The organism is Weissella sp. LMG 11983 (genome assembly GCF_025908495.1).
Classification (GTDB): domain Bacteria; phylum Bacillota; class Bacilli; order Lactobacillales; family Lactobacillaceae; genus Weissella; species Weissella fermenti.
The window spans coordinates 1210692-1225285 of sequence record NZ_JAOZFD010000001.1; the positions used below are offsets into that span (position 1 = coordinate 1210692).

Sequence of the window (14594 nt, forward strand, 5' to 3'; positions counted from 1 at the left end):
TTTCATACAAAATACGCAACAAGATCATACGGTTTGTTTAATATGATAACTGTTACAATAGGGATAATAATATTTAATTACTAATATAAAGCTCATGAGAGGGCGGTACTATGAATTTCTTCGTTAATGCGACGATGCCAAACCAGAAATCTGGTATTGAGCATGCGCAACTAAAGCGTTTTGAATTATTTAATAATCACCATGAAGATTCACGCGTCGTTTTGCGCGATTGGGATCCAGTTGCTCACATTAATGCGAATGCAGCCGGGATTCCGGATGAACAGATCATTAACATGTTTGATTACTTCCAAGAGGCGATGGCTGTAACACCTAAGACGTTGCATGCTGAAGACCTTGATTTTGGTGTGCCGGGAACGGTGTTGGTTGATGAACCAGAGAATAACCGTTACTTGGTGAATGCGCAAAATGGTCAATTGGTGGCGCGTGTTAATTATGATGCAACCGCTGATCGTCGTGTGCGTTCAACGGAATTGTTTGACGGTTATAACAACTTGTTCCGTGTTGATCACTATGACTCACGTGGTTTCGCCTCATTGTTGCAATGGTACACACCGGACAACAAGATTGGGACAGAAACTTGGGTGACGCCTGAAGGGCGCACGGTTATCGAGACATTCAACAAGAACACGATGGCTGGTGAGTTTGTTAAATCTGGTTGGCGTTTGATTGAACATGATGGCCATGTTTTGCAATTCGATACAATTGAAGAATTGACAAAGCACTTCTTTGACCGTTTGAATGATGACTTCTGGCAAGATGAGAAGCCAAACGTGTTTGTCTTGGACCGTTCGCACTTGGGTGATTGGGGACTTTTGCGCTTGCGTAAGCCGGCTTATATCGCCATGCACTTGCACAATTCTCACGCTGGGGATGCGCAAGACCCAATGCATTCAATTTTGAACAATCACTATGAGTTTGCTATGAATGCCTTGGATGAATACGATGCCGTCGTTTCAGCGACGCACAAGCAAACGCATGATGTGAATGAGCGTTTCCAACCTAAGACAAAGCTCTTCACGATTCCGGTCGGGGTTGTACCTGATGAATTGTTGAACGCACCACGTGTGCCAGTTGCACAACGTGAATTCGGTAAGGTCATCGCCTTTGCCCGTATTGCCTGGGAGAAGCACTTGGATGACTTGGTACGTGCCGTTGGTATCGTGCACAAGGAATTCCCACAAGTTACGTTGGACTTGTACGGTTATGCTGATCCAACTGATAACTACAAGGCCCGTACTGCGGTTGAAGAAGCGATTCGCGAGTACAACTTGGATGGCGTTGTCACGATGAAGGGTTACACGACGGATATCGATGCTGTTGAAAACAATGCCATGATGTACGGTTTGACGTCACGCATGGAAGGATTTAACTTGGCCATCATGGAAGCTATTTCACACGGTTTGATTGCCTTTTCATATGATGTGAATTACGGACCAAACGAAATCGTTGAAGATGGTGTTAACGGAAACGTTGTCCCATACGAAGACTATCAAGCGATGGCCGAGGCGATGTTGAAGGTGTTGCGCGATCCTGAGTTGGCCCAACAATATTCAACTGGCGCATATGATTCTTCAGAACGTTATTCAGAAGAAAACGTTTGGCAAGCATGGCGTGTTTTGTTGGATGATGCTGAGCGCGTTTGGCCGGCCAAGTTGGCAGACATGCCAGCACATGCCCATGATGCAAAGTAGGAGTGTGAACAATGAATTATTTTATTAGTGAAAATGTTTTTACATTTAATTCAGGGACTGAGCACTCACAAGTGAAGCGAGTGAAGTTGTTCAATGCCCAAGGACAACCGGCACTATATGTGACGCGTAATTACAATCGCTTTTTGGCGCGTGATGCGGCATCAATCGGTTTGAACCAAGATGAAGTGCTTAATATGTATGATTTCTTCCAAGGCACGACGGCCGTTGAACGCAAGGAACAACCTTTGCGTTTGTTGGACCAAATTCCATTGGATGAATATCACATTGAGGGTCACGGACCAAATTACTCAACGATTAATCATGCTGGTCGTGAATTGGCCCGCATTAATGTTATGCCAGCAACGGTTGGTCTAGTGAATGATATTCTCTACTACGACCGCTTTGGTAACACAACGGCGCGTGAAAACTATGATTGGCGTGGCTTTAAGTCATCTGTTGATTACTTCCATCCAAATGGGGCACTTGCGGTTCAAAAGTTCTTGAACCAAGATGGCGTGCCGGTGATTGAAGTGATGCACATGAACGTGAATGGCAACATTTTGCCAACGATGTATAAGTTGTTGAACTACAAGGGTCGTGATTGGCGCTTCAATACGGAAGACCAAATGTTCTTGTTCTTCTTGAATGAGTTAACGAATGAAAACCCAGGCTCTGTCTTGGTTTCAGATCGTCGCAGTTTGGACCACGTGGTAGCGGATGTGCAATTTGCGGCAAAGAAGTTTGCGGTTTTGCACGATATTCACACACCTGATATAAAGAACCCGGTACGCGGTAAGCTTTACGATGCCTACTTGAACGTTTTGGAACGTCGCGTTAAGGATTTTGATGCTATCTTGGTCCCAACCGTTGAACAACAACAAGATTTGCAAAAGCGTTACCCAGGTGTGACGTTCCGCGTTGCGCCAGACACTTTTGTGGATGATGCCCACTTGGCTGCTGATCATGTGAAGTTGCCAGAACGTATTGCTCACCGTATTGCTTATGTTGGTCGTCTCTCACCTGAGAAGCGTCCAGACCAAGCAATTCGTGCGTTGGTGCGTGTGGTAAAGTCAATTCCAGACGCAACGTTGGCATTCCACGGTTATCCATCTAACGCCGATATTTTGAATGAATTGAAGGCGTTGGCTAAGCAATTGGATGTTGAGCAAAATGTTATCTTCGGTGACTATGTGACTGGTGAAAACTTGGCCAAGGCCTACACTGAGGCTCAAGCAATTGTCCAAACGTCAGTTGCTGAAGGCTTCGGTATGAACTTGGTTGAGGCAATGAGTTACGGTGTACCAGTGGTATCTTATGATATTACGTACGGTACGAAGGAACTGGTTGATGACGGCATGAATGGTTATATCGTGCCAGCCGGTGCGCATGGTGATATGGCGGATCGCTTAACGGCAATTTTGTCAGATACTGGTTTGTGGGCAGCCCTTTCTGAAGGTGCTTACCGCAAGGCACAAACCTTCTCAGCTACTGAGATGATGCCACTTTGGCAAGCCGCATTACAATAATAACGATGAAAGATTTAAACCTGCGGGTTTAAATCTTTTTTTATTGCCGTCATCCCCGAAACTTTGTAAGCGCTTTATTCATAACTATCAACTAAAATTGAACAAAGTACGATTAATCGGAATGTTGATTAGCGTGTTTAATCGCGAGTTATTCATAAAATCTTGGGGCGGATGATGTTAGAACGACCATATCTTTTTGAGAAACTGGCGATGCAGGGTGAAATAGTGAACTTTCATCATGAAATCGATTATATAGAGGGGATGAAGATATGAGTCGAGAAGATTATCAACAAAAGTTGGCCGACGAAGCGCGTGTACAACCGCAGACACATAAAAAGATGTACAAGTCTAAAAAGCGCTGGGTTATCGCCGGTATGACTGCCTTGGCCGTTGGTGGTGCCACGGCGATGGCGCCCGAAGAGGTCACGACGTTAATGTCGGATGTGTACCAAACTGCAGGAGAGGCTATTGGCGGTGGTGTTGCGTATGCCGCTTCGGCTGCAACGGCTGCGGTTAACACGACAACTGCGGTAACAGTGACGGATGCTGGGGTTGCGTCAGTGACGAGCGCAGCGACATACGGCACGTTGACTGGTGCATCAGCGAATGCAAATATGCGCGTTGTTGGCGGAACCGCGGTCGCGAGTGGTTCGGGATACCGAATTATGAATGGTTCTAGTGGTGCCGTGCAATATAACACTACCATCGCTGCCACAAGCGCTTTTGCTGTGAGTGGGGCGTTTTCAACGACCAATTATGCAGCTGGAAACTTTATTGGACTGATGTTTGCGCCTACCTACGCAGCAGGTAATTCGTATGGTGCGAACGGAGGCAATGTCGGGATTAATGGCATTGCCAATGCCACGACGGTTGGTGTCGATTTGTGGCATGACAGTGGTGTTGATCCAAATACGGCGTTTGTTATTGAAAATAATGGTAAGGGGCAAATCGACCAGGTTGGTATCCGACAAACGAATTCAGCTGGATCATTTATCGCGAATACAAATGCCAGTTCAGTTCAATCGTTGTTCTCTGGTCTGACAAACTTTAATTCATCAACATCATATTCAGCAAACATTTCATATACAGTGAATTGGACACCGACTGGCACATCCGGCGCGTTTGTGACGGGGACGATGAAGCTTGCAATGAATGGTGGACAAGGTGAAAAAGTGGTTACCCAGACCATTTCGTTACCAAGCAACGTTGTGATGCAAATGGTCGGAAACAACGGCGGAACAGCAACACCGGCAACGGTTACGGGTTCTTTGGCGGGTGTATCAGCCACTGCAGCACGAACACCAGTTAATGTGACGTATGTTGATGGGGCCGGATCAGCATTGCTATCAGCAACGAGTTTTACAGCGGATAACTGGACAGCTGTCGGAATTACAGGTGCAACGACGCCAGTAGCCACGAACGCTAAGACAACCTTTGCTGCACCAAGCATTTCCGGTTATTCAGCCGTGGCCGTTTCATATGCGGCTAATACGAATAACGGTGGTCCAGTCGCATCGACGACTAATTTGTTAGTAACGTCGGCTACGGCAAGCAATAATATTCAAATTCAATATAAGGATATTGAAGCGCCGAAGATGTCATTGATTAATACAGTGACTTACCAACAAAACGAGACGATTAATAGCTCGGACATGGTGACCCGCCTTGTGACGTCTTTGGGTGACAACTCACCAAAGGCGGTGACGACTAGTTTGACGAGCGGTAGTATCAATACCGCTTCAGCAGGCACTTATCAAGTTCAAATTACAGCAACTGATGCGGCTGGTAATGCCACAAATTCAATGGCGACGGTAACGGTTTTGCCAAAGTCGGTTAGTGCGGTTTCAAGTGTTGCTAATTCAGCGTCATCAGATGCCTCGTCAGCAAGTTCAATGATTTCGTCAGCAACGAGTGCGGCGAAGTCTTCTTCAGCAAGCGTTGAAGCCTCATCAGCTAGTCAAACAGCGTCATCGGCCAGCTCACTAGCTTCAAAGTACAGTAGCAATTCATCAGTCGCTTCTGTTGCATCAAGCATCGGTTCGATTGCAGCTATTGCAAGTAGTGCAAATGCTGTGGCGTCAACGAATACGTCGATTGCCAAGTCGGCTGCCTCAGCTGCATCAAACATGTATACCCAAACGTCTTCAGTTGAATCTGCGGCGGCAATCACGTCAGCCTCAGCGTCATCTTATTTAGCTGTCGCTTCAAGCATGGCCGCAGCAGGACAAGTGTCATCAGCGGCCGATGCGATTGCATCGTTTAGTTTGGCTTCCGCATCATATAGTCAACAAGTGTCATTCGCACAAAGTTATGCCAGTGCGGCTAAGAGCTTGATGGTTGTGACAAGTTCAGCGATTGCAGCAGTTTCAGCTGCACAATTGCAGACGTTGAGTGCCCAATCAGCAACGACGAGTTTGTATAACACGATTGCTGAACGATCATTGACGATTTAACTCTTGTACGTGGATTCGCAAGGGATTACGACCTCTTCTTCAGCTGTAACCCTCACTGGTGTTAACGGAGCCAGCTATTCTTATTCTGTGGCATCAGTTTCTGGCTATATTATGGATCGAACTGCAGTGAACGGTACGTTCCAGTCACAGAATTTTGCACCAAACGTTGTGTATTCACCAGCTCTGTCAGTAGCTGATCCGGGAACGTCACTTGCAACGGCGCTTAGTTCAATTGCGCAATTGCAAAGTTCATTATCAGTCGCGGTTTCATACGCGCAATCGGGTGAATCGGTTGTAGCTTCATATTCAAAGGTGGTCTCATCGTTGGCTGCTCAAAGTGCTTACTCGAGTGACAAGATGATGAGTGTGGCGAATAAGAGTGCCTCAACGGCAAGCAATTGGGCTTCTGGCGCAACCAAGGGATTTGTGATGACGTCTTCGACGGCAGCAGCTAACGTGGCTTCGAGTGCAGTATTGCTATCGATGGTTGATGCTGGTGTTGATTCGATGGAAAGCGCAGCAAATGCCTACAGTAGTTATGCCGCTTTGGCAGCTTCAGCTAACACGAACGGCAATGCAAGTGCGGTGGATTCATACACAGTACTTATGAATTCAGCAAGCTCGGCTTACAACTCGGTCTACAATAAGCAAAGTGTGCTTGTTTCTAGTCTTGTGAAGGATTTGAGCAATAGTTATTTGGCCAATATTGATAGTTACGTGTCTGATGCTACGGATGGTGCTGACGTGTTCATTTCAATGGCAAGTACAGCTACTAGCAGCGCATTCTCTGTTGCAACTAGCATCACGATGTCGGCTGCAACTGCGTCAAATAGTGCCGCGCAAACGGCAGCGACGAATATGTCGACCGATTCAATCACGGCTTCTAATGCCGCTAAGGTAGCATCTACGGCAAACGCTAGTGCGATTACAGCTGACAGCACGACTGATTCAGCTTTGTTAGCAACGAGTTCGGCTGTTAATGTGACCTCAAAAGCTGCCGGAAGTTCATATGCGTCAAATTCAGCAGTGGCAAGTGCAGCCGGTGCCGCTTCGACGGCGGTTAGTTTGGTTGCTTCAGCTAATGCCGCGGCTGGTTTGCAAGCAAGTGTTGCCTCTGCACAGAACGCAACAGCTTCAAGCGCTGCCTCAGTCGTCGCGAGTGCGGCTGGCGTGGCAAGTTCTGCCGCGCTGGCAGCCTCAAGTTTGGCGACGGTAGCAGCTGGTATCTCAGCTAACGTGTCATTAACATCTTCAGCCGCATTGAGTTCACAACAATCATTGATGAACCAAATTTCAACACTAGCTTCAATGGCTGCGTCAGCATCAGCGACAGCAAGTGCAGCCGCTATTCAAGCTAGTTCGGCGGCTTCTGCGGGATCGACGGCTGCGTCAACCGCTAGCTCACTGGCAACAGTCGCAACGACACAACTTTCTAGTGCGAATGCAGCGGCTGATTCATTGACTGCACTGATGTCGGCGATTGATGTTGTTAACGCTGCCTCAAGTGCAGCGAGTGCGGCGTTGGATTCAGCATCAGCCGCTAGCGCAAATGCGGATTTGGCCGCTAGTGATGCCCAATCAGCAGCTTCAATGGCTAGTGATGCCCAAACGAACACGACTAGTGCAACGGACGCTGCAAATAGTGCTGCAAGCAATGCATCAGCCGCATTGGATTATGCCAAGGTTGGATCTGAAGCTGGTAACTCAGCAGTCGCCAAGGCTGCTTTGGATGCTGACAGTGCAGCTGCAACCGCTGCAAATGCTGCCAGTGTGGCGGCTAAGGCCTCAAGTGCCGCAAATGTTGCTGCAAGTGAAGCTAGTTCAGCTGCGATTGCGGCAAGTAACGCTGCAACGCAGGCAAGTTCAGCCGCAACGGCTGCATCAGTAGCCGCTTCGACTGCTGATTCATACATGGCCGCTGGTGATATTACGCAAGCCACATCAGCCGCTGCCGACGCGCAAACGTTGGCTAGTGCTGCGAGCGAAGCAGCATCTGCGGCTTCAAGCGCTGCGGATGTCGCCAATTCAGCTATGGCTCACGCGGAAGTCGCGTCATCTAACGCCGCTAGTTTGGCGGTCGTTGCTTCAAATGCCGCATCTGTTGCGCAATCGGCTGAAACAGCCGCTTCAGCTGCCGCGGGAGTTGATGGTAAGACTGGTGACACGGGAATCGCTGTTGATATTGATTCAGCAGCTGCCTCAACTGCTAACGTGAATGCAAGTCAGGCTGTTGTTAACGCAAGTTCAGCGGCTTCGGCAGCCAATTCTGATGCATTAGTGACATCTAATATGAATAGCAACGCAACTGACAGTCTTGCTTCACTGGCTAGTGTGGCAACAGCCTCAAGTTACGCATCTAACGCAGCGATGTCATCAGCCTTTGCTGACGCCTCAAGCGCTGCCACGGCAGTTAGTGTTGCAAACGCTGGTGCCAGTGTGGCGGCTTCAGATGCGACTGCACAATATAACCGCGCTTCATCTCAGCGGCGGTTGTTGCGTCGTCAGCAGCATCAGTAGCGGCTTCTGAAGCCGTGTTAGCATCTTCAATGTTTGCGGCTGCGGATTCGCTATTGTCAGCTGGTAACTACAGTGAAGCAGTGGCGATGTCTGAGGCAGCAACTTCACAAGCTACATTGGTAAATAGTGCCCGTGAAGCTGCCGAAAGTGCCGCAACAGTTGCTTCTGGTGCGGTTGCGCTTGCTCAAAGTCAAGCTGCGCAAGCATCGAGCTATGCAGCTGATGCAGACGCGGCTCGTGATGATTTAGCTTCTGCAGCCGATCAAGTGATGACGGCTGCCTCGGCTGCTGATGAAGCAGCGAAGGCAAGTTCAGCCGCGTCAGCAGCAGATGAAGCTACGACGACTGCGACGGATAGTCAAGCTGAAACGACGGCTGCAATGTCTGACGCTACGGTAGATGTAACGAACGCAACTAGTTCAGCTGCAGACGCCAAGTCAACCGCAACGGCAGCCAGTTCAGTTGCGGATCAAATTGGATCATTAATTAATAATTCAGCCTACGCAAGTAATGCAACGATTCAATCGGCTAATGATGTGGCTGTATCAGCCGCAACGGTTGCATCTACTGCAGCGTCAACGGCTCAATCAGCCGCTTCAGCAGCTAATGACGCCCAAGCATCTTTGGCTGATGCACAAAAGGTAGTTGATAGCGCAACAGCCATTGCCGAAGCAGCCAATGACGCTGCACAGTCAGCTTATGCAGTCGCTAGTTCAGCTGCCCAAGAAGGTCGTTATGACATTGCTAGTTCAGCCGCTGCAGAAGCGATTGCACAACAAGCAATTGCTGAATCGGCACAAACAGATGTTGCGACCGCAATGACAGATGTTACGGCCGCTGCCAGTGCAGCGAGCTCAGCTGCTGCAGTAGCTGATTCAGCGAAGGCCACTGCCGAAAGTGCCTTGCAAACGGCTAACGATGCATTGACCACTGCTGAAACAGCTGCAGAAGCTTCTGAACAAGCAGCTTTGGCGCAAAGTTCGGCTGACCAGGCAAGTTCAGTCGCAACGACAACTGATTTAACCGCTGATCAAGTGAATGCAACTTCAAGTGCGATTGCCGCACAAAGTACTGCCACAAGTCAGTCGGCCCAAACAGCGACAACGACGGCCACAAGTGCTTCAACGGCAGCCAGTGCAGCTAAATCATTAGCTGCTGACTCTGCCTATGCCGGTAACTCAGCGATGGCTTCAGCAGCATCAGATGCAGCTACTGCTGCGACTGATGCTGTGGCGGCGGGACAAAAAGCAGCCGATGCAAATTCGTATGCTGAATACGCTGATAGTTTGGCGTCACAAGCAGCATCGAATGCGACTTCGATGGCTAAGACGGCTGCTGATGCCGCATCAACAGCAGCATCATTGGCGTCAGTCGCAAGTTCAGCAGCGCAAGCCGGTGATTTAGCGACCGCAAGTTCAGCGGCCGACGCTGCTTCAACAGCTGCGCAAACAGCGACTGATATGTCGAGCGCCGCGGTAGTGGCAAGCGCTGCTGCGGATGGTTATCAGTCAACGACAGATAGTGCAGCGACAATGGCTTCTGAAGCGATGTCAGAAGCAACAGCAGCGTCAACGGCTGCCGCAACAGCTTTGGCAAATGCGCAAACAGTCGCGTCGGCAGTAGCAGATGCGACTAACGCAAGTTCAGCAGCTAGTGCCGCAAGCGACACGGTTGCTGATATGGGAACCGCGACAAGTATGGCCGGGGATGCGACGAGTACGGCAAATGATGCGGTGACAAATACAACGTCAACTGCTGATGTCACTAATTCGGCAGCGTCAACGGCAAGTTCAGCGAATAGTGTTGCACAAAGTATTGCTGCGACTGATTCTTATGCTGACAACGACGCCGTGAAGTCAGCTGCATCAATGGCTAGTGCTGCCCAACAAACGGCGGATAGTGCGGATGCGGTTGCCCAGTCAGCTGCATCAGAAGCTGCCACACAACAATCAATTGCTAGTGAAGCGTCAGATAAGGTGGCTTCTGCAGTAAAGGCTGCGTCAACGGCCGCATCAGAAGCTGCTTCATTAGCGTCAGTTGCCAGTTCGGCAGCTAATGCGGGCGATGCCGTGACGGCAAGTTCAGCTGCATCAGCCGCAAGTTCAGCTGCAACAGTCGCTGCAAATCAATCAGCAGCTGCCTCAACAGCCGCATCAGAAGGCGCCGCAGCTGCATCGGCAGCGCAATCGGCAACTGATCTAGCTAATAACGCCGAAGCGACGGCGCAATCAGCTGCTGATCAGGCAGTGGTTGCCCAATTACAGGCGACTGATGCTGCCGCCGCAACTGATTTAGCCAACAATGCGAATGACGCAGCGACATTGGCTTCTGAAAACGCCGCATCTGCTGGGGAAGCAGTTAACGCAGCCGGTTCATCAGTGACGAATGCCCAAAACGCCGCTAGTGGTGCTGGATCAACGGCACAAGTGACTGCTTCAACAGCCGCAATTGCTTCATCGTATGCTTCACAAGCCAGCGACTTGGCAAATGACTCGGCCTATGCGCACAACAGCGCAGTACAAAGTGCGATTACAGCGGCTACTAGTGCCGCTGCGGCAGCAAACGATGCCCTTACAACAGCAAATAGCGCTGCTACGGCTGCATCGGATGCTGCTAGTGCCGCGGCCGCTGCGCAAGAAGCAGCTTCTACAGCCGCGTCAACGGCAAGTTCAGCTGCAACCGCTGCAAGTTCATATGCTGAATTGGCTTCAAGTGCTGCTAACGCTGGTGATAAGTCGGCCGCCGCAAGTTACGCCACGGCCGCAGCCGGTGCACAAACCGCAGCAGCGGCAGCGATGAGTGATGCGCAATTGGCCGCTAGTGCCGCATCGGATGCCGCATCAGTTGCAAGTTCATATGCAACAATTGCCAATCAGGCCTCAAGTGCCGCTGATAGTGCTGCTACAGCCGCAAGTACGGCCTTGTCTGAAACGGCAACGGCTGTTAGCGCTGCAGATAATGCAGCAGGAGCGGCAACAGATGGCATTGCAGCGTCTGTTTCGGCAGATAGTGCTGCCGCCAGCGCTGATCAAGCTGTAGATGATGCTGATTCAGCTGCTAGCTATGCTGATAATGCGCAATCTTCAGCTGAACAAGCCGCGTCAACAGCGTCGAATGCTGATACAACTGCCCAATCAGCAGCTAATATTTTGGCTTCGAGTGCATACAAGGATAATGCGGCGGTTTCAACGGCTGCATCGACGGCTCAGTCGGCCGCCGATAAGGTAAATTCAGCCAAGGCTGATGCAATTCAAGCCGCATCGGATGCTCAAACAGCACAAGATGCAGCGATTGCAGCAGCATCAGAGGCTGATAAGCAAGCGGACATTGCGGATGCAGCTGCGTCAACAGCTGCTGAACAATCATCATTAGCTGCCTCATATGCGCAAGCTGGTGATTTGAGTGCGGCAACTAATGCTAGTTTGGCCGCAAGTTCAGCGGCAGCAGCAGCTAGTGCCGCTAGTGAAGCAGCAGCCAGTGCGGCTTCGACGGCTAATGCAGAAATGATAAAGGCTAGTGAAGCTGCCAGCGCCGCTGCAAGTGCGGACGCCGTAGCTAGTGAAGCGTTGTCTGAAGCACAACAGGCACTAGCTGAAGCGAAGACGGCTGCTCAAGCCCAAGATGTCGCCGACAGTGCTTTGAACAGTGCAACTGATGCACAAAGTTCAGCCGCTACGGCCGGTGATGTTGCCTCTGAAACAGCATCGACAAGTTCGGAGACGGCTGAATCAAATAACGCAGCACAATCAACGGCAAGTTCAGCCGCGATTGCAGCTGAAACTGCCTCAACGGCCGCAAGCGAGGCAGCTTCTATGGCTGCCGACTCAGCCTATGCAAACAACAGTGCCGTGCAATCTAACGCCAGTGCGGCATCAACAGCAGCCTCTCAAGCAAGTGAAGCGAATAGCATTGCCCAATCAGCAGCCACGGTTGCCTCAAATGCCCAAAATGCGGCAAGTGAAGCAACAGACACCGCTAATTCAGCTGCGACGGTTGCCTCATCGGCAGCCGAAGCAGCAAGTCAGGCTGCTTCTCAAGCGAGCGAAGCAGCCCAGGCGGGTGATTTAAGTGCAGCCCAAGCGGCAAGTTCAGCTGCTTCATCATATGCTGCGTTGGCAAGTTCAGCTGCCTCAACAGCGGCAAGTGCCCAAGCAGACGCACAAACAGCAGCGGATACAGCAAGTTCAGCTAATTCTTTGGCAAGTTCAGCTGCAACTACAGCATCGAGTGCGCAATCTGATGCAACTTCTTATGCTTCGGCTGGTAGTGATGCCACTGCAGCAGCCGATGCCGCTGGAACGGCCGGTAGCGATGCGGTAACCGCTGGTTCGTCAGCTTCAGAAGCAACGGACGATGCAACGAATGCAACGTCAGCAGCGAGTGGCGCCAATACAGCAGCCGATAGCGCTAATGTCAGTGTTGAGAACGCCACTGCTGATAATGCAATTGCGCAATCAGCAGCGAGCGAAGCACAAAGCATCGCAACGAAGTATCCAGCTAATAGTGCGATTGCGACAGCGAATAGCACAGCATCAAGCGCGGCAAGCGTCGCTGACTCAGCTGCGCAAGTTGTGTCATCGGCAAATGTCGTTGCCCAATCAGCAGCGAGTGCCGCTAATGATGCTGCGTCAAACGCAACATCGGCTGCCAGCGAAGCTAACAAGCAAGCGCAAATCGCAACCGATCAAGCTAGTGCAGCCAGCTCATATGCCCAAGCCGGTGATTTGGCTAATGCATCATTGGCCTCATCAGCCGCAAGTTCGGCATCGGCTGCCGCATCAACTGCAGCGTCACAAGCTGCATCTGAATTGCTAGTAGCTTCAAGTGTTGCTTCGGTGGCTAATAGCGCTGCCACTGTGGCTAGTTCGGCCGCCGGTGATGTTAGTTCGGCAGCTGCCGTGGCTCAGTCAGCGTTAGCAGATGCGCAAACAGCTGCTCAAGCACAAGATGATGCCGACAGTGCAGCATTGGATGCACAGACGGCTGGTACGACGGCCTCATCAGCTGGCGAAACGGCAAATAATGTGTCACAAACAGCGAGTGATGTTGCGAATGTGACCTCACAAGCTAATAACGCGGCAAGTTCAGCTGCGACTCAAAAGTCAACGGCTGATCAAGCAGCGTCTTCAGCAAGTGCTAAGGCATCAGAGTCTGCTTACGCAAATAACAGTGCTGTGCAATCAGCTGCTGTTGCTGCTAAATCGGCAGCGATGACGGCATCGGTTGCTAACAGTACGGCGCAATCAGCCGCAAGTGTCGCGGATGAACAGTCGGCGACTGCGACAGCCCAAAACGCAATCGCAAGTTGGTAATTCATCAGCTGCCGCAACGAACTCGACCGCAGCAGCACAAGCATTGTCTGAAGCCCAATCAGCCGCCAAGGTGGCAAGTTCAGCCGCAAGTGTCGCTAGTGACGCTTTGGTTGCTGCCCAATCAGCTCAAAGTGAAGCGGCTACAGCAGCGTCACAAGCGAGCGATGCGACAGCTGATGCAAGTTCATACGCCCAAGCTGGTGACCAAGCAACCGCAGCAGCGGATGCTGCCGGAACGGCAGGGACGGATGCAACGACCGCTAGCGACCAGGCTAAGCAAGCTGGTAGCGACGCGGACAATGCCGAAGTTGCCGCATCAGATGCTGCCTCAAACGCCGATGCGACGAACACAGCAACTGAGTCAGCAACTAATTACAATTCTGTCGCCCAATTAGCCGCTTCAGCAGCGGCAGATATTGCGTCAAGTTATCCAGATAACACTGCCGTTTCAACGGCAAATAGCGCGGCTCAGTCAGCAGCGGCGGTAGCCAGTGATGCAGAGTCAACGGCAATAGCAGCCAATGAAACGGCCAGTCAAGCGGTTCTAGATGCTAACAGTGCCGCAACAGCAGCAAGTGAGTATGCTTCAACAGCGGCATCGCAAGCGGCCGTTGCCGCTGATCAGGCAAGCGCCGCAAGCTCATATGCTCAAGCTGGTGATCAGTCAAATGCTGAAGCAGCCTCAACGGCGGCATCAACAGCCGCCCAAGCTGCTTCGGTAGCGTCATCAGCGGCAGCATCTGAAATGGCTGTTGCAACAACAGCTAACGAAACGGCTTCAAGTGCTGCAACAACTGCCTCATCAGCTGCAACGACGGCTAGTTTGGCAGCTGAAAAGGCTAAGTCAGCGTTGGCAGATGCTCAAACGGCAGCTCAAGCCCAAGACGAGGCTAACCGTGCAACTGAGGATGCAAACGCAGCGAATACTGATGCCGAAAATGCCGGTCAGGCTGCCAGTGATGCTGGTAAGCAAACGGCTGATGCGAATGCGTCGGCTGATAATGCTTCAAGTGCCGCAGTAACGGCTTCGACAGCTAATTCAAATGCGTAAGCAGACTCTTCAGCTGCGAATGC

The 14594-nt window shown here is 50.8% G+C and carries 6 protein-coding genes; all 6 read left to right on the forward strand.

The window, feature by feature from the left end:
• Positions 1–110 precede the first annotated feature (110 nt).
• The 6 genes from OIT45_RS06240 (at position 111) to OIT45_RS06265 (ending at position 14571) form a co-directional block, all read left to right on the forward strand.
• Positions 111–1712: a glycosyltransferase family 4 protein gene (locus tag OIT45_RS06240; protein WP_199403929.1), complete on the forward strand. Its 1602-nt coding sequence runs from the start codon at positions 111–113 to the stop codon at positions 1710–1712.
• An 11-nt stretch (positions 1713–1723) separates the two neighbouring features.
• Entirely contained in the window at positions 1724–3238 is a 1515-nt protein-coding gene (locus OIT45_RS06245; protein WP_199403928.1) for a glycosyltransferase, read from the forward strand.
• A gap of 269 nt (positions 3239–3507) precedes the next feature.
• Entirely contained in the window at positions 3508–5691 is a 2184-nt protein-coding gene (locus OIT45_RS06250) for a lectin-like domain-containing protein (protein ID WP_264339923.1), read from the forward strand.
• A gap of 3 nt (positions 5692–5694) precedes the next feature.
• Positions 5695–8208 (forward strand): hypothetical protein, encoded by a 2514-nt coding sequence (locus OIT45_RS06255; RefSeq protein ID WP_264339924.1) that lies wholly within the window; start codon positions 5695–5697, stop codon positions 8206–8208.
• 14 nt (positions 8209–8222) lie between these two features.
• Entirely contained in the window at positions 8223–13520 is a 5298-nt protein-coding gene (locus tag OIT45_RS06260) for a beta strand repeat-containing protein (protein ID WP_264339925.1), read from the forward strand.
• On the forward strand, positions 13471–14571 hold the full coding sequence (locus OIT45_RS06265) for a hypothetical protein (protein WP_199403926.1): 1101 nt from the start codon (positions 13471–13473) through the stop codon (positions 14569–14571). The genes OIT45_RS06260 and OIT45_RS06265 overlap by 50 nt, the downstream gene beginning before the upstream one ends.
• The last annotated feature ends 23 nt before the right edge of the window (positions 14572–14594 follow it).